Origin of the sequence: Bhargavaea cecembensis DSE10 (assembly GCF_000348905.1) — a bacterium.
GTDB lineage: Bacteria > Bacillota > Bacilli > Bacillales_A > Planococcaceae > Bhargavaea > Bhargavaea cecembensis.
In genome coordinates, this window is sequence record NZ_AOFT01000005.1 from 116,996 (window position 1) to 143,290 (window position 26,295).

A 26,295-nucleotide genomic window follows, 5' to 3' on the forward strand; every position below is an offset into this window, starting at 1 on the left:
TGTCACTCCTCCCACATGGTTTCCTGGAATGCTTTTCTTCCCGAACCCGCAAAATAGCGGTTGTAATGGGCCGGGTTCTTCATGTAGTAATCCTGGTGTTCTTCTTCTGCCGGATAAAATTCTTTGGCCGGGAGAATCCTGACTGCAATCGGTCCGTCAAACCGCCCCGAAGCCTCCAGCTCTTCCTTGGACTGCTCGGCGGCTGCCTTCTGTTCGTCATCGTGATAGAAGATCGCGGTCCTGTACGAATCCCCGCGGTCGAAAAACTGGCCGCCTGGATCGGTCGGATCGATCTGCCGCCAAAAAATCCCCAGCAGCTCACGATACGAAATGATGTCCGGGTCAAACGTGATTTCGACCGCCTCATAGTGGCCCGTCGTCTCCGAACAAACCTGCCTGTAGGTCGGATTCGGCACATGCCCGCCGGTGTAGCCCGACACGACCGATTCCACGCCCTCATATTTATGGAACGGCTTCACCATACACCAGAAGCAGCCCCCTGCAAATGTCGCTTTTTCGGTTGCCATGCGATGCCTCCTATTTCCGCGGGATAAGGATCTCGAGTTCAATTTCATCCTGCGGAAGATTGATTTCCTTCGCCCTCACCTGGATGCCCCCAGATACGGGCAGCCTGGAAAGGTCAATAAACAGTTCTTCCTCCTTCGGCCTGACGACCATCCAGGCCGGCAGACCGACCGTATCGCCAAGAAGCTTCAGGATCGTGGATGGCGGAATCGTCAGGTTGCCGACTTCCACCGATTTCTGCTTGAGTGACAGGTTGCCGTCTTCAAGCACTACCGGCTCAAAATGCATCATGACCGGCAATTGGACGGCAAACACCGTCAGCTCGGATACGAGGAGCACATCATCCTCAAATTCAAGCGTAACCGGAATCCGGTCGTTGTTGATCGCCTGACGGATATACGTATTGGCGATTCCCTCCAGGTCATCCCGGGTCGCCGTCACGGTCAGCCTGTCCACTTCACTGCCGGCCGGGGCGGCCTCAGGGAGCGGGGTCCCATCGACCGGCCGGCTGATCCAGAACACGAACACCAGGACGCCGGTTACGATCAGCGCTGCCAAAAGAAAAAACGCGATTTTCCACTTGTTCACCCGGCATCCACCTCTCAAAATTCCAATTCCCCACCGGATAGTCGGTTCAAACCGCAACGGGACAGGGATTCCATAATCCTGTCCGTCATACGGCTGTACCCCTTACTGTTCGGATGGAAAAAGTCAGTGTGATAGACAAGATCCCGGTTGGAGACGAACAGGTCGTCTACCGGGACAAAACACGCCCGCCCGTCCGCAACCGCCGCATCCTCGAGGACGGCGTTCCATTCTGAAAGGATCCCGTCAAATTCGCTTTCTTCATCGGTTACGACCGTCAGCGGGTTATACAGCCCGAGGATGATGAGCACCGCATCCGGATTGGCTCTCCGTACCTGGAAGAGCGAGGTCGAGAGCCGGTCCATGAACGGTTCAAGCTTCCCTTCAAACGCTTTCGCGTCCAGGTTAAACAAATCCTGCTTTACAACCTTCATCAGGTCGTTGCCGCCGATTGTCAGAGTCAGGATATCGGCTTCCGCAACGGCCTCGCGGACCCTGGGATCAGAAAGCTGCTGTTCGAGCTGATCGCTGCGGCGTCCCCTTTTTGCCAGGTTTTGGATTTCTACGTCTTTGACGCCTTTCCACTCCTCCATCCTAACCGCGAGACGCCCGACGTATCCTTCCCGTTTTCGTTCATCGCCGACTCCCTGGGTAAGGGAGTCACCGAGCCCGACCAGCACGACGGTTCTCGGTGCAAAGGTCGGCGGCACCTCGTATTCTCCGAAGCCGCTTTCTTCAATCTCTCCGAAACCGCCCGGCTCGCCCCTCTGGATGCATCCGGACAGGAAAAGGACCGCGGCAAGCATCCAAATCCATTTTTTCATCTCTCTATTCCCCTTTTCCAAACAAAAAACGGGGAACCTCCGGCTCCCCGCCTTCCATGCTCAATCCCAGTAATACATGAATCCGATTGCACCGGGACCAGTATGGGTACTGATGACGGGTGAGGTGAACATCAGCTTGACGTCATTGAAACCGTCTTCTTCGATCAATTGCTTGAGCGGGGCCGCCATTGCCAGGCCGTTAGCATGGGAGATGCCGACCGCCCGGAGCTTTTTGCCGACCGTCTGCTCCTTGAAATCTTTGAACAGCTGGCGGACGACCTGCTTATGGCTTCTGGCCTTCCCGACAGGCGTGTAGACACCGTCTTTCAGGGCTGCAATCGGCTTGATGTTCATCAGGGAACCGATCATTGCTTTCCCTTTTCCGATCCTGCCGCCCTTGACGAGGTTTTCAAGCGTATCCACCACCACATAAAGTGCAGTGTTTTTCCGGATGGTGTCAACACGTTCCAGGATTTCCCCGAAGTCTTTTCCTTCCTTCGCCATTTTGGCGGCTTCAAGCACCTGGAACGAAAGGCCGAAGGAGATAAACTCCGAATCAACGACTGTGACATCGGCATCGGACAGTTCGGCCGCGGTACGTGCCGATTCAACGGTGCCGCTCATGCCGCCGGTCATATGAATGGAGAGGATCTTCCCGCCATCCTTTCCGAGACGCTCATACAGTTCCTTGAATATGCCGACGGGAGGCTGTGAGCTTTTCGGCAGCTCCTCGCTTTTTTCCATCATGTCCAGGAACTTTTCCGCAGTCATGTCGACCTGATCGACATACGTCTTTCCGCCGATCTGGATGGAAAGCGGCACGACATGGATGCCGAGTTCGCGGACGGTCTCTTTGCTGATATCTGCTGTTGAGTCTGTTACGATATGGATAGTTGTCATCTTGTCGCCCCTTAGATTGCGCTGATTCGCTTGCTGGTATTGGTGGTAAGAGAAGAATAGAATCCGGCGGACGGCAAAGTCAAGGAAAGAGAGGTGGAGGCATTGGCCTTCGACTACAAGAATAAGAGGGAAGAATTGTGGAATGCCATCACGCACGGTCTGGGTTTCGTGCTGAGCATTCCGGCACTGATCTTCCTCATCCTGAAGGGCAGCGAGCACGGTTCGGCGCTCCACATTACCGCCTACACCATTTTCGGTGTCTCGATGCTCGTACTGTACCTCATGTCAACATTGCTTCATAGTATGCCGGCCAAATATAAGCGATTCTTTTCGATTCTCGACCATTCGTCCATTTATGTGCTGATTGCAGGAACGTACACCCCGCTGGTCCTGACCTCGCTCGGCGGGTCGCTCGGCTGGACCCTGTTCGGAATCGTATGGGGACTCGCGGTACTGGGCATCCTGTTCAAGGTATTTTTTATTCACCGGTACGAAGCAGTTTCCCTCATCTTCTACATTGCGATGGGCTGGCTGATCATCTTCGCGATCCGGCCTCTCCATGCGGTGATTGGCACCGAAGGGATCGCTTTGCTTGTCATCGGCGGGCTGCTGTATACCGTCGGCTCCATTTTTTATGCATGGCGCAAGATTCCCTACAACCATGCCATCTGGCATCTGTTTGTGATCGGCGGCAGCGCCGCGATGTATTTCTCCATCTTGCTTTATGCCTGATCGGCAGCCGGATTTCCGGCTGCTTTTTCATTTTGCCGGATTTACGCCGTCCTGCCTGGCTCCTGCTGCCGTTTCCGGGCGGCTCTCGCAGCTGTTGCTTCATGGATCCGTCCCTGAACAAGTCCGGTGATTTCAGTCGCGGAACGGTCAAGAATCTCCTGATGACTGACCGCTTCCAGGACATCGACCGTAACATGCGCCGGCCGGATCCTGTTGTTGTTCTGCTCCATGATTTCGGAGGTGCCGTGGATGGCGACCGGAACAATCGGTACGCCACCCTCCGTCGCAATGCGGACAAAACCGGTCTTAAAATCTCCAGGAATCCCACCGCGGCTCCTCGTCCCCTCCGGGAAGATAAGCATGGAATGCCCCGAGCGGAGCTTTCCCGCCATTTCACGTATGGAACGGACAGCGCTGCGCCTGTTCGAACGGTCAATGAACACACAATTCATTTCTTCCATCCAATCCCGGATGACCGGCAGCTTCCTGACTTCCTCTTTCGACATGAATCCGAACGGCTTGGGGAGATGCGCGATCAGGACAGGGATATCGAAGTTCCCTTCGTGGTTGCTGACGAACAGCACCGGCCCGTCCGGCAATGTTCCCCGGATTGTCATCCGGATCTCACTGTTTGTCCTCCGCAAAATGCCGGACGCCCACTTTCTCGGCTCCCTGCTGATTGTGTCGGCAAGATTTTGAGCAGAAGCATTTCCCTTCATCCGGCGGACCTGCCTGAGGGCAGGAATGGAAAATGGCAGGTAGCCGAACAGGTACCCATATGTCCGGATGGATCGCATGACGTTCAAAGCGTCTGCTTCCTTTCATATACCCGGTAGTCATATGCAATGCCGTCGTCGGACTGATGTTCCTCGGACCGGGAAACGAGGACCCAGTCTTCCCTGTATTCAGGGAAATACGTATCCCCCTCGAACGGCTGTTTCACGAGTGTGACATAGAGCCGGTCGGCCTGGTCCATCAGTTCATTGAACAGGCCTGCGCCTCCGATCACCATCACTTCCGGCGCGTATTCCCTTGCCCGGTTAACCGCGTCACCAACAGTGTTCACGACGACCGCCCCATCGGCCTGGTAGTCGGAATTGCGCGTGACGACGATATTCAGGCGCCCGGGGAGCGGACGGCCGATCGATTCGAACGTTTTGCGCCCCATGACCATCGCCTTGCCCATCGTCTGTTTTTTAAAATAAGCCAGGTCACCCGGCAGATGCCATGGCAGCTGATTGTCTTTTCCGATCACGAGATTCGGATCGTGTGCCACAATATAGGAAATCATCATTTATCCTCCTTTAGGTCAGACCGCGATCGGCGCTTTGATTTTCGGATGCGGATCGTATCCTTCCACGCGGATATCCGAAGTTTCCAGCTCGAAAATGGATTTGCCGTCAGCATCAATGGCAAGTGACGGCAACTGTCTGGGTTCGCGGGAAAGCTGCTCGTTCACCTGGTCGAAGTGGTTGGAGTAGATATGCGCATCACCGAGTGTATGGACGAACTCACCCAGCTGGAGGCCTGTCTCACGGGCGATCAGATGGGTCAGAAGCGCATAGGAAGCAATGTTGAATGGCACACCAAGGAAAACATCCGCACTCCGCTGGTAAAGCTGGCAGGAGAGCCTGCCGTCTGCAACATAGAACTGGAACAGGGTGTGGCATGGCGGCAGGGCCATGTCCTCCACCTCCGCCGGGTTCCAGGCGCTCACGATATGGCGCCGGGAATCGGGGGTGGTTTGGATGGACTCTATGACGTTCTTGAGCTGGTCGATCGTTCCGCCCCGGCCGTCCGGCCAGGAGCGCCACTGCCTTCCGTATACCGGCCCAAGGTCCCCGTAGGCTTCCGCGAACCGGTCATCGGACAGAATCTTTCCACGGAACTTGTCCATTTCATGATCAAGGACTTCTTTAAATGCCGGATCCTTTGCTGCCCTCCGGCCGAAATCAGCCATGTCAGGACCGCTGTATTCACCGCTTTTCACGAATTTCTCAAATGCCCAATCATCCCAAATGGGGTTTTTCTCTTCAATCAGTGTACGGACGTTCGTGTCCCCCTTGATAAACCAGAGGAGTTCCGAAACGATCAGGCGGAAAGCCGTTTTTTTCGTCGTCATGAGGGGGAACCCATCGCTCAGGTCGAACCGCATCTGATGGCCGAAAATGCTCCGTGTCCCGGTGCCCGTGCGGTCCCCTTTGTCTGTTCCGTTCTCCATGATCGTTCTGCAAAGCTGCAGGTATTGTTCCATTGTTCTAACCTCCCATGGCCCGTGTCCGGACCGTACTTAATGCAGGATTTATATGTAGGTCATCTTTCCCGGAAAAGCCTGTTTCCTCACATCTTATTGTACGGGAGAACGGGACGGGAATAAAGAAAAGACCCGACCGGGAATCAAGTCCCAATCGGATCTTTATGACAGCCATTTAGGGGGTGTGTTCTTTGACCAGAAGATATCGCCAAGCTCAATATGGCGGCTGTAGCCGTCTTCTGAGGTGTGGTAATGGAAGTTGAAATAGTAACCGTCAAGCGGACGCTTGTCCGTGCGCACGTGGAAGCGGATCAGGTCCTTCCCGCTTTCTGTGTCGAAAATGTGAAAGATTTTTTCAGAGTAACCGCCGGCAGGCTGCTCGCTGATGGAAAGTGAGCGGACCGCATCATCATCAATTGATGCAAGCGTCATCTCGATCGCTTCCTCGATTTTCGGGAAGATGACCTGGTCGAATTCATCGGAGATGGCCGGGCCGATTTTCGAACCGAACTTCTCGTATGACTGATTCCGCGCCGCTGCTTTTGCCTTTTCGGCAAACGGCTCTTCATCCGCTTCTGTGATTGTTGACGGCAGTTCGGCCGCAACAGCGGTCCCGGTACTGCCCGCGATTTCTTTCTGGCCCCGTTCATCCAGCAGCTGATCCCAGATTTCATGGCTCGGTGTGATAAAGCCGAATGTAACGAGCGCCACGGCAGCCATCAAAGACTTCTGAATCCACTTCTTCATGGTCATCCCCCTGTTTTTTCTAATAACCGGCAGCCTTAAGCAGCTGTTATGTATAGTGGTTTCCTTCTCGCTGTTTTCATTGTACAATAGACGAGGACTGAATATAAATAGTTCCCAAGCTCCAAAGGAGGTACAATGATGGACGCAAGCATCTGGATCGGAATCGGCTTCCTCGGGCTTCTTGCCTATCTGAGCTACTTCAACTTTACTCACTGATCAGCAATCAAATGCCCCCTTTCCGGGGAACAAGAAACTCCCTGAGCACATCGCTCAGGGAGTTTCTTCATGTTTCTCCTCGGTCTCCGCTGCTTTCCCGATCAGCCGGTTATAGGCCCCTTCTTCTTCCGACATTGCGGCGGACAGGATCTTATGCGTTGCAGACAGGTAAATGGCTGCGGCCTCAGAATTTCCGGACTCGGCCTCTTCGATTCCCTTCGGTATCTGTTCAAGAAGCAGTCTGATTTTTGCCCTCGTCCGCTCCCGTGCATCATGGATCTGATTCAGCCGTTCAAGTTCTTGTTCCAGGTGGTCACTCATATCGGATCTCTCCTTCGGGAGGGGGCGCCGTCTGTAATGGCTGCGGCAACTCTCCAAAATTAGATGATTCAATTATACAAAAACAAACCGGTTTACTGGCACTTGTAAGTTTTAATTTTCGTAGTATTCATCTTTACTCAGGAATTCTTGAACATATCTGTAAGGGGACCGTTGTCTACATTCGGCATGAAGTAGCTGATTCCTGCTCCGGCAGCGACTGCCATGACGAGTGTCCAGACACCTACACTGAACAGCATCCAGGCCGTAACTCTCTTCCGATCTGAACCGAACGACATGGCTGCAAGCGCAGACAGATGCGACCCTACAAAAAACGGACCGATGAGAGCTAGGCCCGGCAGACCGTACCTGTCAAACAGACGTTTTGCCCGTTTGCTGCGCTTTGATTCCGTTTCTCTCCCGGTCTTCGAAGCCCGCCACTTTTTAACTTTGTCTACGAACACCACAAGAAGAACGACTGTAATCGCATTGCCGACAAAAGCCGTGATGGCCACTGGCACGGGGGATAGCCCGCCAATGATGCCAAGCGGCACCACGGTGAAAGTCTCAAAAAACGGCACGGCAGCTGCAATGAAAATGATGAGATAAGGTAACAGATTCAGGCTCTCCTTTCTTTCGTTTGTTGTTATTGAATCGGCTGATCGGCTTCAACGATTCGGGAACGGCACCTCTCACTCCTTACTTATACATCACGGACCTGTCCCGTTACCAAAACTGCCGCACGGATTTCCGTGCGGCAGTTAAACCTATCATCATATTTCAATATAACCGTAATGGAACTTTGTGTTGGGACGCTCGACCCTCGTGAATCCGTGCCGATCGAAGAGTTTAGACCGGTAATGGGCTTTCAGCACGACCCGCCTGCGGGCGACCCGGGCGGCCTCCCGGAAAAAACGGTCATCCGGCATATCGTGGACACCGGCAGAGCGCAGCGGCGCGAATGCGGCAGCTTCCTCGATGGCTTCCTCGAACATCGGATCAAGGTACACGATATCGTAGCTGTCTGTCTTACAGCTTTTCAGAAAATCGGCCGCACGGATATTCCGCACATCGATCCGGCGCATGGCATCCAGCACTTGATCCGGCGAATCGCTGTAAGTTGCGAGGCCCTGCCCGACAATATAGGAGACAATCGGATCGGCTTCACAGGCGGTCACATGACCGGAGGGGCCTGTGACAAACGAGGCGACGGTGCAGTCGGATGCAAGGCCCATCGTACAATCGAGGAAAGCATCTCCGGGCCTCAGACCGCACACATCGGCCATGGCATCATTTCCTCCGCCCTGGAGCCGCTTGATGCGGATCGCGGCAAGTCCCGGGTGGAAGAATAATGGCTTCACGTCCGGGTCTGTGTGGTACTCATACCGTTCCTTGCCGGCAACAATAACCGGCCTTCCGAATTCTGAGATCAGCTTCCTGACAGAGCGTTTCTTACGCGGCACAAAGTCGGTGCCAAGTTCCCCGGCCACCTGCTCCGCAAGCCGGGCGCTCTCCGCGTCCGGGTGCTGGCCGGTTGTCACGACTGGCAGGTTCACTTCACCATCTGCCGGAGCACGCCGGAAATATGTGACTGGACCTGCTCCAGATCATGGTCCTCGATCTGTTCCCGAGGAATAAAGTACTTCAGCTCAGGCCCCTCAAGTACGGCAATGGATGGCGAACTCGGCGGCACTTCCTCAAAGTAGCCGCGCATTTTTTCCGTTGCTTCCCGGTCCTGGCCCGCGAATACCGTCACAAGATTGTCCGGTTTTTTGTCCAGTTCCTCGAGCGCTCCGGTCACCGCCGGACGCGCAAGCCCCGCTGCGCATCCGCAGACGGAGTTGATGACGACAAGTGATGTTCCTTCCGCCGACGCCATGAATGCGTCCACTTCCTCAGCTGTCGTCAGTTCTTGGAACCCCTGTTCTGTCAGTTCGCGGCGCATCGGTTCCGCCACCTGCTTCATGTATGCTTCATATGCTTCCATTGTTCATTCCCCTTTCGCCTTTGTTCTCATCTCTGTCATCTGTTTCCACATTGACCCCTTCGCTTCCTCCCCGCCTTCTATGCGGGCTGCAGCCATCTTCGCCTGGAGTTTGACCTCGAACTCCGGATCGTCTTCAAGTTCCTTCAGGGCAGGCAGTGCTTTTTCCGTACCGGTTTCATACAGGTACATGGCACCCCGCCAGCGGACGATCTTGCTTTTGTCCTTAAGCGTGCGGATGGCAAGGTCCTCGAATTCCGGGAAACCGAGGTCGCTCATCGCGTCGGCTGCCGTCCGGCGGACCGGTGCGCTCTTGTCCTCCATCGCCTTTTCGATATACGGGACAACTGCCGGATCTTCAATCATGCCGAGATAGACCACGGCCAGACGCCGGATCGACATCTTCTCATCCTTCAGTGCCTCCATCAGGAGCGGAACGTCCGTCATATCCGGGTCAGGCAGCTGGTCCAGGAGGCGGAAGCGCTCCTCCCAGCTTCCGGCTGCCTGATATTCCTCAAGCGTTACCTTGCGGCGGCCGAGGACCGGTGCTTCTTTTGTCTCGCTGCCGGCCTCCATGATGGCATCCAGGCGCTCCTGCGGGTAGGCAGCTTCGATTTCCTTGACGACTTCCTCACCAATTTCCTTTTTGTCGCCATACCGGATTCCGTAATCCGCCCATTTGCGCTGAAGGATATAGTTCTGGTCATCCCCCTCCATGAGCGCATTCATGGCGTCAACGAACCGCTGCCCCAGACCGAACCGTTCTTCACCGCGGTCGTCGAATACCTTCACCTGGAGCGGCACGCCCTTATACTGCTGGACGTGGATGTACACTTCGCCAAAGTGCTCGTCCGCTTCTGTTGCTTCGGTGCTTTCTTCTTCCTGTTCCTCACCGAACACTTCGCGCACACCGGCCAGGATCGGCTCCCAGTCGTACTTTCCGCTCCGCTCGATCGCGAGGAAATCCATAACGTGATAAATGCCTTTCACGCCTTCGATTCCAAAAATCTGCCGGATAAACTCCGGAGCTTCTTCCAGGCTGTCCGGTTTATAGTTGAATGCCTTGCCGAACGGCAGTTCCCGGTCGATGACCACTTTCATCGAGTTCGGACTGGGCGTCGGTTCGATTGTTACGATTTTCATGTTCCCATGCCTCCTGTGTGAATCATGCTTCGGCGATCTCTTCCAGATAGCTCCACCGTTCGATCAGGGCCTCATACTCCCGGTTGAGCTCATCCAGCCGGGCGGAAATTTCGCTTACTTTGCCGTAGTCGGCCCCGGCTTCGGCAAGCTCCTCTTCCGCTTCCATAATCGCCTGTTCAGCGGTCTCGATCTTGGCCCCGATCTTTTCCCATTCCTTCTTTTCCCCAAGTGTCATTTTCTTTTTCTTCGGCTTTTCGGCCTGATGTGCCGGTTTTTCTGCAACGGCCGGCGTTGCGGCAGCTTCTTTCTCCTGCCTGGCCGCCTTTTCAAGATAGTCGGTATAGAGGCCGAGTTCCTGTGTGACTTCACCCGATCCGTCCAAAATCCACAGCTTGCGGGAGGTGCGGTCCAGGAAAAAGCGGTCGTGGGAAATCGTGACGACGACACCCGGGAACGAGTCGATGAACGTCTCAAGGACCGACAGTGTTTCGAGGTCGAGGTCATTCGTCGGCTCGTCCAGGAGCAGGACGTTCGGCTGCTCAATCAACAGGCGAAGCAGATAAAGCCGTTTCCGTTCGCCGCCGGACAGCTTGCCGATCAGCGTTCCGTGGACATTGGACGGGAACAGGAACTGCTCGAGCATCTGTACGGCGGAATATCTGGTGCCGTCCTGCCTGCGGATGTCATTTGACGCCTCCGTGACATAGGAGATGATCCGCTGATTCGGATCCATTTCCGGCAGATGCTGGGTGAAGTGCGCGATCTTGACCGTCTCGCCCCGGATCAGTTCGCCGCTGTCCGGCTGGATGGATCCGGCAAGCAGGTTCATGAGCGTGGACTTGCCTGCCCCGTTCGGCCCGATGACCGCCACGCGGTCACCGCCCTGAAGAAGGAATGAAAAGTCCCTGATGATGTTCCTGCCGCCATACCCTTTGGTGATCCGCTCCCCCTCGAGCACTTTTTTACCGAGGCGGGAAGAGGCAAGCGACAGGTCAAGCGGATCCGGTCCGTCCTCTTTTTTCACTTTCTCGGACAGTTCCTCAAACCGGCCGATTCGTGCCTTCTGCTTGGTCGACCGGGCTTTTGCCCCGCGCCGGATCCACTTCAGCTCGTTCCGGTAGCGGTTCTTGTTTTTCTCGAATGTGGCTTCATCCTGCTCGATCCGGAGTGCCTTCGCCTCAAGGAAGTCCGAGTAGGTCCCCCTGTGGCTGTACAGTGTCCGGTCGGCAAGCTCGTAAATCTTGCCAGCGACAGAATCAAGAAAATAGCGGTCGTGTGTAATGAAAAGGATCGCACCGCCAACCTGTTTCAGGTAATCCTGCAGCCACTCGATGGATGCAACGTCAAGATGGTTGGTCGGCTCGTCCAAAAGCAGGAGGTCCGCCGGCTCGAGCAGCACCCTGGCAAGTGCCACGCGCTTGCGCTGCCCGCCTGATAGGCTGCCTGTTTTTGCTTCATAATCAGAGATTCCCAGTTTCGAAAGGATCGTCTTCGCCCGGGCGTTCAGGTCCCAGCCACCGTCGGAATCCATCCGGTTCTGCAATTTCGTGAACCGGTCCTGTGCCGCAGTGCTGTCCGGTTCGTTTCCTAGCGCGCGAAGCGCATCCTCGTACTCCCGGTTCAGCCGGATCAGCGGGGAATCCCCGCCGAACACGGACTGCAGCACGGTGAGCTCAGGGTCCGGACGAGGATCCTGCGGCAGGTGGGCGATCCGGTAGTCATTCGGATGGTCGAACGATGCCCTGTCCGCATCCAGCGCTCCGGCGATGATCGACAGAAGCGTCGACTTGCCGGTGCCGTTGATGCCGATCAGGCCGATCCGATCCCCTTCGTTGATGGTAAAGCTGATATCGTTGAACAGTGTCTTGTCCCCGACAGTCTTCGTCAGGTCCGACACGATGAGATGCCCCATGTTACCCACTTCCTATCCGGTATATAAACAATTCCATCATACTAAAAATAGAGGGCCGGAACCAATCCTGCTGTTTTCGTCTCTCTTTACAGGAAAAATTTTCAGAAACTTAACCTTTCCCGGAAGCGATATTGATACAATGGTAGCAAGTGCAGATTCATCTTGAGGGGGGAACGACTTGAAATTCCGGCTGACAAAAGAAGAGAAAAGCTGGGCGTTCTACGACTGGGCCAACTCCGCCTATTCCATCATCATCACCACTGCCGTCTTCCCGCTGTTCTATAAGGCCGCTGCGACCAATGCGGGAGTGAGCGCAACCGACTCGACCGCGTACCTTGGCTATACAATATCCATCTTTACCTTCATCCTGGCCATGCTTGCACCCGTGCTCGGAACGATCGCGGATTACCGGGGCATGAAGAAAAAGTTCTTCACGGGCTTCTTTATCCTGGGGACCGGTGCGACAGCAGCACTTGCCTTTATCCCTGCGGACAACTGGCTCATGCTGCTCGTCGTCTACACGTTTGCTGCCCTCGGCTCGACAGGGGCGAATGTGTTCTATGACTCGTTCCTTACCGACGTCTCCACCTCGGAACGCATGAACCGGGTTTCGGCATTTGGCTACGGGATCGGGTACATCGGAAGCACAATCCCGTTTATTATCTCGATCGCAATCATTCTGCTGTCACAGTCTGGGATCATTCCACTGTCCGTGACCAATGCGAGCCGGGCGGCATTTCTGATCACCGCCGCATGGTGGCTCCTCTTCTCGGTGCCGATGTTCAGGCATGTGCATCAGATCCACTTTATCGAACCCGACCCGAAACCGGTCGCCCAGGCATTCAAACGGCTCGGCAACACATTCCGTGAAATCAGGAAATACCGTGGACTGTTTTTGTTTCTGCTGGCCTACTTCTTCTACATCGACGGAGTCGGCACGATCATCTCCATGTCGACCGCGTACGGCTCGGACCTCGGCATTGATGCCAACAGCCTGCTGATCATCTTATTTATGACCCAGGTCATCGCCGCTCCGTTTGCGATACTTTACGGCCGGCTTGCCGATCGGTTCGGCACGAAGCAGATCCTGTACGTCGGCATCGCCGTCTACACCTTCGTCTGCATCTATGCGTACTCGATGGACTCCGTCACCGACTTCTGGGTACTCGCCATGCTCGTCGGCACTTCCCAGGGCGGCATCCAGGCGCTCAGCCGCTCCTACTTCGGACGGCTGGTCCCGAAAGAGAACTCCAACGAATTCTTCGGCTTCTACAACATCTTCGGGAAGTTCGCCTCAATCATGGGGCCGCTCCTCGTGGGTGTCACGGCCCAGATGACCGGCAACACGAATGCCGGCGTCTTCAGCCTCGTCGTGCTGTTCATCATCGGCGGAATCATTCTGTACTTTGTCCCGGACCCTTCCCGCTACGAGCCGGTACCGGAAAACTAAATAAGAATACGGACGATCCGGAGGCAGGGATGCTTCAGGATCGTCCGTTTTGTTGTGGTGATGCAACGATTTTAGTGTGAAAGTGTGATGTCAAAACGTGAATCGCCACCAATAGGTGTCCGAGTTACCACCAAGGGCCCCATGAGTTAACACTCCACCACCTTGAGTTACGACCCCGCATCCATGAATCACTACCTTTTACCTGAAAGCAAGGTTTTGATGGGTTACGTGAAATTCTATGAAGGTCGCGCATGATTAGTAGGTCCACATTGAAAATGGATGCGAAATCTTAAGGGAAGTGCAGTCATTTAATCCGATTATTGCTTGATTTCCAATATACCCGCAGCCCTGTGAAAGCCATGTCAACTTTTTCCCCGCTACCCACATCGAAACGAATAAGTTTACCGGTTCGGTCAATTTGAAATTGTCCTGGGTCTACCGGACGTAGATGGTCTGTGCGCCCGTCGGACCTCATCACCAGTCCTTTTTCACCCGCATCGATGCGGAAGCCGTCCGGATCTTCATCATTTAGGTAATGTCCGGTGAATGGCTTTAATTCATCCGATGATAGCGGAATTTCTGGAAGACGGACCATCGACTCCTCAGGAGAACGACCAAGCGCAGTATAGATTGCGCCTTTCATCAGCATTTCCGCCGACACGGCCGTCCGGTTCGTGAGGACGACAAACGTGACTTCTTGATCGGGAAGGAACCCAAATGAGGAAGAGACACCCGGCTGGCCACCTCCGTGGTGGATGAGGACGGTACCTCCGAAGTCCGGCGTGACCATCAGTCCATGGCCGTAGAACGTGTTTCCATCGACCACGGCCACATGTTCTTGCATCTCCGCTGTATCCATTTTGCCGATCACGGATTCTCGGAATGCGAGGTCGGTATACAAACTTCCGTAGGTGAGCAGATCATTCACCGTCGAGCGGATGCCGCCGCCGACTGCGTAGTTGCCGAGTGTTGGCCAGTCCACACGTACCAGATTCTCCATATATTGAACAGCGGTGTTCGTGTCCTCCCCCTGTTCGGGTGGCGCGAAAGATGTCCGCTTCATTCCCGCAGGACGGACAATGCGCTCCATGATGAATTCCCGGTAATCCACGCCTGACACCCGTTCAATCAAAGCGCCAAGCAACAAAAAAGCATCATTCGAATAACTGATCCGCTCGCCGGGTGCACCGATCGGTTTCAAGGCCAGATGCTCTAGATACCTGATGTGTTCATCAAAGCCTTCTATTTCTTCACGCCGACTCACCGGCGGCATGCCGGTTGTATGGGAGGAGATGCCGGATCTCTGCGCTTCTGATAACAGGAATTGAATCTGCTTCCGGCAGATATCTGACAATCGGGCTAGTAAGCGAGAGCTTTCCTTCCGCAGCCAGGATATGTACCGCAAGCGCCGTGAACGATTTGGTCACGGACGCCGTTCCGAATACCGTATCCGGGCTCACGTTGACTGCGCCTCCAGCTCTAATTGTGCCGAAACCATTCACATAAATCGCTTCCCCATTGTGTGCGACACCTATTGCCACTCCGGGAATATCTTCTTCAGCCCGGATCCTTTCTGCAAACCGTTCAAAAACCTTCCAATCCATGCCTTCTCCCCCTTCCCCATTCTTATTCGACTGATGCAATCGGTGTCCTTCCCAAAATAAAAGAAGCCTTCATCCGCACACAGTGCAGATGAAAGCTCCTCTTTACTTCAATACAAATTCGCTCGAGCTGTGGCCCGCCTTGGATTTGGTAACCTTGAGGACCGCCGGCATGGCGGATTTAAGCTCCTCGACATGCGAGATCACGCCGACGACGCGTCCGTTCCGCTGCAGTCCCACCAGCGCTTCGATCGCCTTCTGCAGCGACTCCGGATCGAGTGATCCGAACCCTTCGTCGATGAACATCGTGTCCACGCGGATGTTCCCGCCAAAGCCCTGGATGACATCCGCCATACCAAGGGCCAGGGAAAGTGACGCATTAAACTTCTCCCCGCCGGAAAGTGTCCGTACGTCCCTTGCCTGGCCCGTGTATGCATCATACACGTCAATGCCGAGGCCGCTCTGCCGCCCGCGTGCTTCCTGCCGGTCGCTCCGGAGCAGTTCGAACTGACCGTTTGACAGTTCCTTCAGCCGTTCGTTTGCCGCAAGCAAGATCCGCTCCAGGTATTCAATCTGAAGGTAACGCTCGAACGACAGTTTATCGGCGTTCTGTCCGCGGATGAGGTCATGGAGACCCGCCACCTTGCCGAGTTTTTTCTCCAGCGCTTCCGCTTCGGTTGCGGCTTCCCGCATGGAGGCAATGCCTTTATTGATGGTGTTCAGTGTGTTTCGGGAATGGATCAGCCGCTCCTGTGCCAGGTCACATGCAGTTTTCGCTTCTTGTGCCTGCAGGCGGAGAGCGTCCAGGTCCGCACGCTCACTGCCATTAAGAGCTGCAGCAAGTTCGCTTTCTCTGATTTTCACGGCATGAAGGTCGTTCTCAAACACACGGATCGCTTCTTCTGCCTCGTCTGCCAGATGATCGGGCATGAGCGCCGCACGATAGGCATCTTCAGAGCTGAAGGCTGATGCGGCAAGCTTTTCCCGGAAGGCAGCTTCCGTCTCCCGGAGCCGATTCTCCGCTTTTTCTTTTTGGCTGAGCGCGAACGAAAGTGCCTGTTCCGCTGCCTTCCGTTTGTCCGCCGCCTCTGTAGCGGCTGTTTCCAGCTTTTCCTTCAGGCGGTCATGCTTTTCAACCAGTTCGCGGAGCTCTGTCAGAGCCTGATCAAGTGACCGGACATCACCGTAGCCTTCCGGAATCGAACGCTCCAGGCCGCTGATCATCGCTTCAACAGAGGCGATGCGGCTTGTCGTGCCCGCCAGATCCTCTGTATGCCGTGTCAGTTTGGAAGCATTCTCTTCCGCCTGTTTTCGGAGGGTCTCCTCATCCTTCCGCAGTGAGGAAAGCCGGTTTCGGCGTGACTTGGCAGTAGAGATTTCACCACGCAGCCGTTCTGCTTGTTCTTTCCTGTTGGCCAGGATTCCGGCCGCATCCGCAACTTCCAGTCCCCGGCCTGCCATGCCTTCTGCAGATTGCTCCAATAAGCCGTTTTGAATCTTAAGGGCGCCTGCAGAGCTGATCGCATTTGACTGCGCATTAAGAAATGCCGATTCGGCCTCTTCGAGCTTCATGACATCCGGGCCGTCTGCAGAATCAGCCGGTAAAGGATGTTCCTTGCTGCCGCATACCGGGCAGGGCGCCCCGTCATGAAGGTGAGCAGCAAGTGATGCCGCCTGGCTGTCCCGGAGCTGTTGTTTCAGTTGCTGCAAAACGGATTCCGCCTCATCTTTAAGGCGCTCATGACGCTCTGCATCCTCCTGCGCTCTCCTGACCGTCTCCTGGAGACGGATATGTTCTTTTAGGAGCTCACTGTCCCGCTCGGCTGCCGTGAGCCGTTCGTAAAGTTCTTCAGTTCCGGCAAGGGCCTCTTCAAGAGATGCAATTTCTTGGCGAAGGGATTCCTGTCTGTCCCGGAACTTACCGGCATCCGAGCGGAGGGATTCCGTCTGTTCGAGCAGCCTTTTTTGATCGGCCCGGGCAGTGGCCAGGTCACGCAGTGCCTGTTCTCGCTCATGCAGGCGGGGCCGGGCCTCCTCGAGTCGCTCCGCTTCCCGTCGCTTGGCGTCGGTCAGGGGGTCTTGTTCCCTGGCCTGCAGCGCCCGGGCTGCGGCTTCTTTTTCTGATTCCTTCGCTGCGGCAAGCGCCAGTTCTGACTGCTTCACAGCCTCAGCAGCCTGTTGCTGCTCCCGCTTGGCATCCGTCCACTTTTCTTCGGCAGGACGGATCCTTGCCGCGAGGCGTGCAAGATTGACGGCTCGGCGCTTTTCCTCCATTTCAGGAAGGCGGCTATTCAGTGCGGCAAATTGCCGCTTTTTCTCTTCCCACTCTGCCAGCCTGCTGTTCAGCTCTTGTGCAGTCGACAGTCGACGGTTGGCTTCCGCGAGACCCGCCTCCAGCTGTTCCGCTTCTTTTTCCAGCCGGTCCGTCTCGTTCAGCCGGCGCTCCTGTTCACCGAACAGCCCCTCAATCACTTTGCCCGCGTTCGGGTGTTCATCGGAAAGGCTGGCGGCCAGTTCCTCACTGAGGTCCGGCAGCGTGTCCAGCAGATGCCGGGCCTGCCAGGAAATCCGGCCCGATGCTTTTTTCCAATCCGCTTCAACGGAGGATTTTCGTTCTTTCAGGACCGCTTCCATGTCTTTGTATTTCTTCGTGCGGAAAATCTTCCGGAAGATCTTTTCCTTGTTTTCCGTATCTGAAGTGAGCAGTTTCCGGAACTCACCCTGCGGCAGCATGACGATCTGGCTGAACTGGTCATGGCTGAAACCGATCAGCTCGGCCACCTTCGCGTTCACCTCTGTCGTCATCTGGCGGTCGGTGACGGGCTTTTCCGAATCCCCATCAACCTTGAACAGCTCGATCCGGTCACCGGTCGCGCTTTTGTTTCCGGCTTTTACATGGGGCATGCGGCGTATGATCCGATAGGTATCTCCGGCCGAGTCAAACCAGAGCTCGACTTCCGTATGTACCTGGTCGTCCGCAAAGTCGGAGCGGAGGCTCCGGTCTTCGCGCTCCTCACCGCTCGCCTTGCCGTACAGGGCATAGCAGATGGCATCAAATATTGAGGTTTTTCCGGAACCGGTCGGACCCGAGATGGCAAAAAGACCCCTGTCCCCCAGTTCCGTGAAGTCGATCGTTTCGCATTCCTTATAGGGGCCGAATGCCGTCATCTTCAGCTTCAGCGGTTTCATCGTCTTACCGCCTCCTTCACTGTCTCGCGCTCATCCGCCAGCAGCTCATCCAGCACGCTCCGGAACAGCTCTTCGGTCTCCTCATCAGGCGCACTGCCGGTGATTTCCTCGTGGAATGCCCGGAACATGGCGGCATCATCCATCTCTTCCGTCCGTCTGCCCGGCTTGTCCGTTCCATCAGGCCGGACAGGCATCACCCGGGAAACATGGAGGGCGTTCGGGAAGACGGAACGGATCCGCTCCATCGGATAAAGGACAGGCGCTTCATCAAGCAGACGGACGAATACATAGTCATCCGAATGCGGCATTTCAAGAATTTCGGCCAGCGTCCCCTCAACTGTTCTCATGTCACGCCGCGGGTTCAGCGGACGGTGTTCAGCAGTTATCTGCCCCTCGCCGTCGATTTCCACGCAAAGGAAGCCCTTGTTGTGGGTTTCCTCGGAAATCGAATACTTCAGAGGGGATCCGGAGTAGCGGACCGCCGGGCTTCCGACCGAATGGGCCCGGTGAAGGTGGCCGAGTGCCGTGTAATGGAACTTGCCGAAGCGCCCCGCATCCACGTATTCCGCCCCTCCGACAGACAGCGGGCGTTCGGATGTGCTTGTGTTCTCCTCAGGCTCTGCGCCGGGTGTCACGAATGCATGTCCGATCAGCACGTGGCGCGCTGCCTGATCAAGATTCCCGCAGCGGCGTTCCAGCAGGCAACGCATCGCCTCATCATGGTTCGTAACCGAATCGTCTTCATAAAGCGCACGAACGACCGACGGGTCGGCAAACGGCACACAGTGGAAATGAACTTCACCATGCTCGTCTTCCAGGATGACCGGAGCGGGATCCGGCTCCAGGATACCGGTCATATGAAACCCCTTTTCCTTCATAAAGCCGCTGCCGAAATGAAGACGGTTCGGACTGTCATGGTTGCCTGCAACCGCAATAACCGGAATTCCGAGCCCGAGCACAATTTCCGAAAGTACGTCATCAAGCAGGCGGACCGCATCCGTCGGCGGCACAGCCCGGTCGTACAGATCACCTGCGATGATGATGGCATCCGGCCGTTCTGTCCGTGCGGCTTCGGTCAGTTGCTCAAGGACATGGCGCTGATCCTCCGTCATATGTACCCCCTGGACGATCTTGCCCAGATGCCAGTCGGCCGTATGGAAGAATTTCATCTTTTTCCCACCTTTTCTTCCGAGTCTTTTCTATTCATATGATTATAGACCATCTCAGGCCTCTCGCACAGGACCGGTTTCCGGCTCAATTAGTTTCTTCGAAACGCAGGACTTCCGCCTCGAGGCCGACCTCGACATTCCCTCTGATGGCCCGGCTGATCATGCAGGACGTCTCCGCCTTTTCCGTAAGTCGCCTGGCAAGGGAAAGCTTCTTCTCGTCTGTCCCCGCAGTTAGCACAAGCTTTGGCTTGTGCACAATCTTCTTATAGGTAAAGACCCCGTTCGTCACATCCACGGTTGCCTCGGAATCCATCGTGAGCGCCTCCTTGTCGATGCCGGAACGCTCCAGCATGGCAGCAAGCGTGATGATATAGCAGGTCGCAGCAGCCCCCAGAAGCATCTCATCCGGATTCGTCCCGACGCCCGGTCCATCCATTTCCGGAGGGATGGAAATCTTCGTCTTCAGATTTCCTGACTCAATCTCACCCACATCGTTCCGAAGGCCCGGCCAATCCGCTTTCAGTTTAAAGATATGTTCTGCCATGGAATCACCTCTCTCTTATTCTTCATGGTAGAACAGATGTGCGTAAATTGGCAAGAACTATCAAACACAAAACATTCCCATGGTGTTCTAAGATTTTATGTTGTTCCTTGTCCTCTTCCTCCGAAGGCACCGATTCGCTCTTCGTGTTTTTCCGCCTGGCCTTCCAACTTTAAAACCCTCGCGAGCATGGAGAGATCATTCCCTACTTTTCCAGGCATCCTCTCCCTCCCACTCTTGAGATTCGAGCAACATAAAAGAGCGCCCGTGTGGACACTCTTATTTTCTGCTATGGCTGTTCTTAATCCCGCTTCGTCATAAACCTCTCATATGCAATAGACTCTTCATCAAGAGCAGCAGCTAATATTTTTTCTATAGCAACAAGGTATACAGCGGCGTATTCTGCATCGCCTGCATTTGCCTTTTCTATCCCCTTGGGCAAATCCTCAAGCAAGAGTTCTAGCTTTCGCCGTACTCGTACACGAGAGTCACCCAGGTAATTGTCCTCTATTAATTTTATGAACTGGTTTTCGTCATCACTCATAACTTTTGTACTCCTTAAGATACTATTGTCGACTAATAATAGGCTATCTGCTTCATTTCGGCAATTACTCCCTTTTTCCCTTTAGAAATATTAAATAATTAAATAAGCACCCAAAACGGGTGCTTTTCATGACCTTTTCCTTACATTATAGACATCTTATGGTCGCTTTCACTTAATCATTTCAACTTACGAAGGACCGTACCGTTATCATCCATGTGGATGACTTCAAAGGCGCCAGTGTGGACATAGTAGCTTTCGCCAACCCAGACAACGGGATCCGAAATAATCTCTCCGCTTGTCCTATATCGGAAAAGAAAATTCAGGACGGCTTCATTTTTCGTCTGAATCTCCAGGTAAATCCCGTTTCCAACAATGGTGCCTTGTGCAACTCGTTCCCAGTCCCCAAATGCAATTCTACGAAATTCTGTTTTATTCATCGGAGTGTCCCCCTTCCAATGTCATCATTTTACACCTTAAAGTGGGGTTTTTAATACATCTTTGTTTCGATTTGTCGAAGCTGCTCAATTGGTTTCGGGGAACAATGTTTTGAAAACAAAAGAGCGCCCGTTATGGACGCTCTTGCATACTCACTTGACCTTCAGCAATACAGTGCCTAAGTCATACATGTCGCTCCAGGCAACAGCATTTGAAATAACCTCCCCGCTAGTCTTGCGCCGAGAAAGAAATGATAAAACAGCTTTGTTGCTAGCCTCCTGGATGTTGTGTCTCATGCTTGAGGGCGTACCGACAGTTGGATGCTTCGATAACCGTCGGACAGGGTTTCCCGTATTGAGCACCGTCACAATCGGACAGTGCGCCTTACGCATACTGGTTTTCGAGCTGGCACAATGCATTCCCAATCCAAACACCAAACACCCGCCATCCATGAATGGCGGGTGTCACTTTTAAATACCGAGCGCTTCAGTCTCATCTTTCGTAAAGGCACGGGATCGCGAGAGGAATCTCTTCCCCTCCACCCCTTCCAGGGAGAACATGCCTCCCCGTCCGTCGACGACATCGATAATGACCTGGGTGTGCTTCCAGTAGTCATACTGGTTTTTATTCATATAGAACTTGGCACCGGCGATTTCGCCGAGGAGGACATCCTGGCTGCCGATCATCAGGTCGCCTTCGGGGTAGCACATCGGGGACGATCCGTCGCAGCAGCCGCCGGACTGGTGGAACATGACCGGTCCATGCTTTTCCTGCAGCTTCCGGATCAGCCCGATCGCTTCATCCGTTGCGGTGACGCGTTCGACCATTTGAAACCCTCCTTCCGGATCAGAAGAAGCCCTGTTTGTTCTCGTCGTAGCTGACGAGGAGGTTCTTCGTCTGCTGATAGTGCGAGAGCATCATCTGGTGTGTTTCGCGGCCGATGCCGGACATCTTGTATCCGCCGAATGCTGCGTGAGCCGGATAGACATGGTAGCAGTTCGTCCAGACACGGCCGGCCTGGATGCCTCGGCCCATCTTGTAGGCGGTGTTCGTGTCACGGGACCAGACAGCCGCGCCGAGGCCGTAGAGCGTGTCGTTCGCGATCTCAAGCGCTTCTTCGGCGTCCTTGAACGTTGTGACGGCCACGACCGGCCCGAAGATCTCTTCCTGGAAGATGCGCATCTTGTTATTGCCCTTGAAGACAGTCGGCTTGACGTAATAGCCTTCCGAGAGTTCTCCTTCAAGCTGGTTCTGCTCGCCGCCTGTCAGGCATTCTGCGCCTTCTTCCTTGCCGATCTTCAGGTAGGAGAGGATCTTCTCCAATTGCTCGTTGGATGCCTGTGCACCCATCATGACATCCGGATCCAGCGGGTTGCCGGTCTTGATCGCTTCGACACGCTTGATGGCGCGCTCGATGAACTTGTCATAGATGGATTCCTGAATCAGTGCACGTGATGGGCATGTGCACACTTCGCCCTGGTTGAGCGCGAACATGACGAACCCTTCGACCGCCTTGTCGAGGAAGGCATCGTCTTCTTCGAACACGTCTTCAAAGAAGATATTCGGCGACTTGCCGCCCAGCTCGAGCGTGACCGGAATCAGGTTCTGGGACGCATACTGCATGATCAGGCGGCCGGTTGTCGTCTCGCCCGTGAACGCGATCTTGCTGATGCGCGGATTGGACGCGAGCGGCTTGCCGGCTTCAAGGCCGAAGCCGTTGACGACGTTGATCACGCCTGCAGGAAGAAGGTCTTCGATCAGCTCGACCAGCACCATGATCGACGCAGGTGTCTGCTCGGCCGGCTTCAGGACGACACAGTTCCCTGCCGCAAGCGCCGGTGCGAGCTTCCAGACCGCCATGAGTATCGGGAAGTTCCACGGGATGATCTGTCCGACTACGCCGAGCGGCTCATGGAAATGATAGGCGACCGTGTTCTCGTCGATTTGGCTGATGCCGCCTTCCTGGGAACGCAGCGCGCCTGCAAAGTAGCGGAAATGGTCGATGGCAAGCGGGATATCGGCGTTCAGCGGTTCACGGACCGCTTTTCCGTTGTCCCATGTTTCCGCGACGGCCAGCATTTCAATATTTTCTTCCATGCGGTCCGCGATTTTCAGGAGGATCCTGGAGCGCTCCTGGACGGAAGTCTTGCCCCAGGCATCCTTGGCGGCATGCGCGGCGTCAAGCGCCTTCTCAATGTCCTCTTCCGTGGAACGTGCCACTTTCGTGAACACCTGGCCCGTCACCGGGGTGATGTTGTCGAAGTACTCACCTTTGGCAGGGGGGACCCACTGCCCTCCGATATAGTTGTCGTACTTCTCCCGGAAGTTGACTTTCGCACCTTCCGTGTTCGGCTTCGCATAAACCCGGGACTTGATCACTTCTACCATTTGTTCATTCCTCCCATTCTTGTATGCGCTTTCTTCTTGCTATTATCTATATTGTCAGAAAGCACAGAACTTTTCAACCTCTATTTCTTCTTTGGTGGAAATCAGGTTGCCGCGCACCAAGAAATAGAACCGCAGCCCTTATATACATATGAGCGGCGGTCCTGTTTATGACAGAATCTATTATAGTCGAAATCTTCAGTTCAATCAGATTTCTATTTCGAAGTATTCAGTCAGAGGGAGTTCCCTTCCCCCTTCATGCCAGTTGTTGTATTTCCTGAACACCGCATGGGCGCTGCCGTTCTCCCGTTCCACCAGCTCACTGACCGCGAGAAAGCTGCGCCAGTAATCAAACATGATCGAAGGCAGCGTCCCCTCATAGGATGCCGCACCGAAGTCATCAAGCGGATGTTTTCCGTAACGATCCTTCAGTGCATGGTAAAGGGCCCGCTCGGTTGCTGTTACTTTATTGAAGTAGGCTTCTCCGAGCAGATGCCGGCGCGGCAGGTAAAAGCACATGCCTTCCTCAAACCAGATGGCATCCGTGCGCTCGTCCTCAAAATCGTCGGGGAACAGGTCGAGGTGATGGGTCAGTTCATGGGCGAGGATATCCAGCAGCTGCGCTTCGCCGACCGATTCATAAAACGATCTCACTTCCGGAAGGTCCTCTCCGTCCATCTGTTCAAACATGATCCGCTTCCATTCCTCCTGATCCGGGCACATAAAGATCAGGTTCTCTCTTGTATAGGCAGGTATCGGGACATTTCCGAACACATCCCGCGCAAGTTCCCCGCTCGTCCACACTACGGCCTTCGGAACTTCCGTAAGGCCGAACGCATTGCGGAGAAACGCTTCGTAGGAACCGAGCCGCATCGTGAGCCGTTTGGCTGTTGTTTCGTAAGCAGCCCCTTTTCCAGGAGTTTCGAAAGCGAAAACTGATTTCATTCTTTCCCGTCCCCCTTATCCAGACGCAGTTTCATGCCTTCATGGGTCGGCCTGAATCCGAGGCTTTCATAAAACCGGATGGCATCCGGACGGCTCTTGTCTGTGGTCAGCTGGACGAGCCGGCACCCTTTTTCTTCGGCAAGCCCGATGGCGTGCCGGATCATTTCCCTGCCGATTCCCCTGCCCCTCATGGCTGAAGAGGTCCTGACACCTTCGATCATCGCCCGCCAGCTACCCCTGTACGTGATGGAAGGGAGAAACGTGAGCTGCAGGACTCCCGCCAACTTACCGTCCGCTTCCGCCACGATCAGTTCGTTGTTTGGGTCCTCATCAATTGCACGGAACGCCTCTTCGTAAGAGCGCTCAAGCGGCAAGTCAGGATTTTCCCTTGTCCGTCCCAGACTGTCGTCCGCCAGCATGCCGACGATCCCCTCGAGGTCGGCACGGGCGGCAGGACGGAATATCAGGTTTTCATTTTTCATTGGAAGCCCCCCTTTTCGTCAACGATACCGGAACACGGGCAAGAACAAAAGCGCAGGCGCCCGTTCAGCAACGTACAAACTGGAGCTCTTCGCAATGAGATAAAGGAAACACGGCGAGGGACGAGCCGATGTTAACTTATCGCAATGGAGAAGGGTGAAGTTTGCCAGTTGCTGGGCGCTGAAGCCGGACGTGGCCGACACGGGAATAATCAGTATCCGTAGAGTGACGTTTTTATAATTTCCAAGTAAAAAAGCACGGAAAATGAATTCCGTGCCGGTGCCGTCAGGAGACGTCTTTTTTGATTTGCTTGCTGCGGAGCTGTCCGCAGGCGGCATCAATGTCGGTTCCCTGCTCAAGACGGACACCGCATTGGATCCCCTTGGCCTTAAGCGTCTTTTCAAAGGCTGCGATCGCCTCCGGGGTGCTCCGGCTGTAGCGGTCATGCTCTTCAACCGGATTGTACGGAATCAGGTTGACATAGCTGAGGTGCTTTTTGTTCTGCAGAAGTTTGGCAAGCTGCTGAGCTTCCTCTACATGGTCGTTTACGTCACTAAGAAGGATGTATTCGAAGGTGATGCGACGGTTTTTCTTCGACAGGAAGTAGTCGATGGCATCCATGACCTGCTCCAGAGGGAATGCTTTGTTGATCTTCATGATTTTCGTCCGGAGCTCATTGTTCGGTGCATGGATCGAAAGCGCCAGGTTGACCTGAAGATCCTCGTCGGCAAACTTGCGGATGCCCTTCACGAGGCCGCTTGTCGAGACGGTGATATGGCGTGCTCCGATGCCAAGTCCGTTGCCGTCGTTGACGACACGGAGGAAGTTCATCAGGTTATCGTAGTTGTCGAACGGCTCCCCGATGCCCATGACGACGATGTTGGAAACCCGCTCGCCTCCGCCGAGTGCGTCAAGATGCTCCTGGACGTTCATGATCTGCTCGACGATTTCACCCGCCTGCAGGTCACGGCTCTTGCGCAGCAGTCCGCTTGCGCAGAAGCTGCAGCCGATGTTGCAGCCGACCTGGGTGGTGACACAGACCGACTGTCCGTAGCTGAAATGCATGAGAACGGTTTCAATCAGGTTGCCGTCCGCCAGGCGGAACAGGAACTTGACGGTGCCGTCCTGGGATTCCTGCTTGACGGCGATGTCCATTGTCCGGATGGTGAATGCCCCGTCGAGAATCTCCCGGCATTCCTTGTTGACGTTTTTCATTTCATCGAACGACTTGACCCGTTTCTTGTACAGCCAGTCCCATACTTGGGCCGCACGGAATTTTTGCTGGCCGTGTTCCGCCATCCATTGCTGAAGCTGTTCGAAGGTCAATCCGTAAATCGATTGTTTCATTGTTTATTCTGCCTCATTCCGTTGAAATTCTTTTTTTATCCTATACGATGCGGGAAGATCCGACAAGTA

26 protein-coding genes and 1 pseudogene are annotated in these 26,295 nt (G+C 54.7%); 2 read left to right on the plus strand and 25 right to left on the minus strand.

Translation table 11 applies throughout. The features are described from left to right. Positions 1-2: 2 nt before the first annotated feature. From msrA to C772_RS06400, 4 genes are read right to left on the minus strand one after another with little or no spacing between them, the layout of a single operon-like run. Positions 3-527 (minus strand): peptide-methionine (S)-S-oxide reductase MsrA, encoded by a 525-nt coding sequence (msrA, locus tag C772_RS06385; RefSeq protein ID WP_008298394.1) that lies wholly within the window; start codon positions 525-527, stop codon positions 3-5. A gap of 10 nt (positions 528-537) precedes the next feature. After that, positions 538-1,113 carry a YpmS family protein gene (locus C772_RS06390; RefSeq protein ID WP_008298395.1) on the minus strand — a complete coding sequence of 192 codons (576 nt, stop codon included), beginning with the start codon at positions 1,111-1,113 and terminating at the stop codon, positions 538-540. Between the two features lie 14 nt (positions 1,114-1,127). Then, on the minus strand, positions 1,128-1,934 hold the full coding sequence (locus C772_RS06395; RefSeq protein ID WP_035001658.1) for an SGNH/GDSL hydrolase family protein: 807 nt from the start codon (positions 1,932-1,934) through the stop codon (positions 1,128-1,130). Between the two features lie 60 nt (positions 1,935-1,994). Next, positions 1,995-2,834: a DegV family protein gene (locus C772_RS06400; RefSeq protein WP_008298397.1), complete on the minus strand. Its 840-nt coding sequence runs from the start codon at positions 2,832-2,834 to the stop codon at positions 1,995-1,997. 102 nt (positions 2,835-2,936) lie between these two features. Between C772_RS06400 and trhA the strand changes: the two genes are divergently transcribed. After that, positions 2,937-3,566 (plus strand): PAQR family membrane homeostasis protein TrhA, encoded by a 630-nt coding sequence (trhA, locus tag C772_RS06405; protein WP_008298398.1) that lies wholly within the window; start codon positions 2,937-2,939, stop codon positions 3,564-3,566. Between the two features lie 41 nt (positions 3,567-3,607). Here the strand turns inward: trhA and C772_RS06410 are convergent, their stop codons facing one another. The 10 genes from C772_RS06410 to C772_RS06455 form a co-directional block, all read right to left on the minus strand. Further along, positions 3,608-4,363, minus strand: a complete 756-nt coding sequence (locus C772_RS06410; protein ID WP_035001688.1) for a lysophospholipid acyltransferase family protein — start codon at positions 4,361-4,363, stop codon at positions 3,608-3,610. Positions 4,364-4,368: 5 nt separating this feature from the next. After that, positions 4,369-4,857, minus strand: coding sequence for a dihydrofolate reductase (locus tag C772_RS06415; RefSeq protein ID WP_008298400.1), 489 nt, complete (start codon positions 4,855-4,857; stop codon positions 4,369-4,371). Positions 4,858-4,875: 18 nt separating this feature from the next. Then, on the minus strand, positions 4,876-5,820 hold the full coding sequence (locus C772_RS06420; protein ID WP_008298401.1) for a thymidylate synthase: 945 nt from the start codon (positions 5,818-5,820) through the stop codon (positions 4,876-4,878). Positions 5,821-5,982: 162 nt separating this feature from the next. Further along, positions 5,983-6,567, minus strand: coding sequence for a YpjP family protein (locus C772_RS06425; protein ID WP_008298408.1), 585 nt, complete (start codon positions 6,565-6,567; stop codon positions 5,983-5,985). 270 nt (positions 6,568-6,837) lie between these two features. Continuing rightward, entirely contained in the window at positions 6,838-7,104 is a 267-nt protein-coding gene (locus C772_RS06430; RefSeq protein ID WP_008298409.1) for a hypothetical protein, read from the minus strand. Between the two features lie 137 nt (positions 7,105-7,241). After that, positions 7,242-7,682: a small multi-drug export protein gene (locus tag C772_RS06435; RefSeq protein WP_326929636.1), complete on the minus strand. Its 441-nt coding sequence runs from the start codon at positions 7,680-7,682 to the stop codon at positions 7,242-7,244. 192 nt (positions 7,683-7,874) lie between these two features. After that, the gene (locus tag C772_RS06440) at positions 7,875-8,657 is read right to left on the minus strand and encodes a class I SAM-dependent methyltransferase (RefSeq protein WP_008298411.1); all 783 of its coding nucleotides are present in this window, start codon (positions 8,655-8,657) and stop codon (positions 7,875-7,877) included. Then, positions 8,654-9,088 carry a BrxA/BrxB family bacilliredoxin gene (locus tag C772_RS06445; RefSeq protein WP_008298412.1) on the minus strand — a complete coding sequence of 145 codons (435 nt, stop codon included), beginning with the start codon at positions 9,086-9,088 and terminating at the stop codon, positions 8,654-8,656. Before C772_RS06445 ends, C772_RS06440 begins: the two co-directional genes overlap by 4 nt. A gap of 3 nt (positions 9,089-9,091) precedes the next feature. Beyond that, positions 9,092-10,228: a conserved virulence factor C family protein gene (locus C772_RS06450; protein WP_008298413.1), complete on the minus strand. Its 1,137-nt coding sequence runs from the start codon at positions 10,226-10,228 to the stop codon at positions 9,092-9,094. Positions 10,229-10,250: 22 nt separating this feature from the next. Beyond that, complete coding sequence (locus C772_RS06455) at positions 10,251-12,140, minus strand: ABC-F family ATP-binding cassette domain-containing protein (RefSeq protein ID WP_008298414.1); 1,890 nt, start codon at positions 12,138-12,140, stop codon at positions 10,251-10,253. A gap of 178 nt (positions 12,141-12,318) precedes the next feature. Here C772_RS06455 and C772_RS06460 point away from each other — a divergent pair, with 178 nt between their 5' ends. Further along, on the plus strand, positions 12,319-13,590 hold the full coding sequence (locus C772_RS06460; protein ID WP_008298415.1) for an MFS transporter: 1,272 nt from the start codon (positions 12,319-12,321) through the stop codon (positions 13,588-13,590). Between the two features lie 304 nt (positions 13,591-13,894). Here the strand turns inward: C772_RS06460 and C772_RS16070 are convergent. The 11 genes and pseudogenes from C772_RS16070 to rlmN form a co-directional block, all read right to left on the minus strand. Next, positions 13,895-15,194, minus strand: a pseudogene (locus C772_RS16070) (serine hydrolase domain-containing protein). 102 nt (positions 15,195-15,296) lie between these two features. Then, positions 15,297-18,380 (minus strand): AAA family ATPase, encoded by a 3,084-nt coding sequence (locus C772_RS06470; protein ID WP_008298420.1) that lies wholly within the window; start codon positions 18,378-18,380, stop codon positions 15,297-15,299. Continuing rightward, a complete protein-coding gene (locus C772_RS06475; RefSeq protein WP_008298421.1) occupies positions 18,377-19,549 on the minus strand; it encodes an exonuclease SbcCD subunit D in 1,173 nt (390 codons plus the stop codon). The genes C772_RS06470 and C772_RS06475 overlap by 4 nt, the downstream gene beginning before the upstream one ends. Before the next feature lie 85 nt (positions 19,550-19,634). Then, on the minus strand, positions 19,635-20,093 hold the full coding sequence (locus tag C772_RS06480) for an OsmC family protein (protein ID WP_008298424.1): 459 nt from the start codon (positions 20,091-20,093) through the stop codon (positions 19,635-19,637). Between the two features lie 298 nt (positions 20,094-20,391). Further along, positions 20,392-20,634, minus strand: a complete 243-nt coding sequence (locus C772_RS06485; RefSeq protein ID WP_008298425.1) for a hypothetical protein — start codon at positions 20,632-20,634, stop codon at positions 20,392-20,394. Between the two features lie 176 nt (positions 20,635-20,810). Next, positions 20,811-21,071 carry a hypothetical protein gene (locus C772_RS06490; protein WP_008298429.1) on the minus strand — a complete coding sequence of 87 codons (261 nt, stop codon included), beginning with the start codon at positions 21,069-21,071 and terminating at the stop codon, positions 20,811-20,813. Positions 21,072-21,539: 468 nt separating this feature from the next. Then, positions 21,540-21,896, minus strand: coding sequence for a DUF779 domain-containing protein (locus tag C772_RS06495; RefSeq protein WP_008298430.1), 357 nt, complete (start codon positions 21,894-21,896; stop codon positions 21,540-21,542). Positions 21,897-21,915: 19 nt separating this feature from the next. Further along, the gene (gene adh, locus C772_RS06500) at positions 21,916-23,457 is read right to left on the minus strand and encodes an aldehyde dehydrogenase (protein ID WP_008298432.1); all 1,542 of its coding nucleotides are present in this window, start codon (positions 23,455-23,457) and stop codon (positions 21,916-21,918) included. Positions 23,458-23,661: 204 nt separating this feature from the next. Further along, positions 23,662-24,399, minus strand: coding sequence for a hypothetical protein (locus C772_RS06505; RefSeq protein WP_008298434.1), 738 nt, complete (start codon positions 24,397-24,399; stop codon positions 23,662-23,664). Continuing rightward, complete coding sequence (locus tag C772_RS06510) at positions 24,396-24,881, minus strand: GNAT family N-acetyltransferase (protein WP_008298436.1); 486 nt, start codon at positions 24,879-24,881, stop codon at positions 24,396-24,398. The genes C772_RS06505 and C772_RS06510 overlap by 4 nt, the downstream gene beginning before the upstream one ends. Positions 24,882-25,164: 283 nt before the next feature. Further along, the gene (rlmN, locus tag C772_RS06515; protein ID WP_008298438.1) at positions 25,165-26,226 is read right to left on the minus strand and encodes a 23S rRNA (adenine(2503)-C(2))-methyltransferase RlmN; all 1,062 of its coding nucleotides are present in this window, start codon (positions 26,224-26,226) and stop codon (positions 25,165-25,167) included. Between the last annotated feature and the right edge of the window lie 69 nt (positions 26,227-26,295).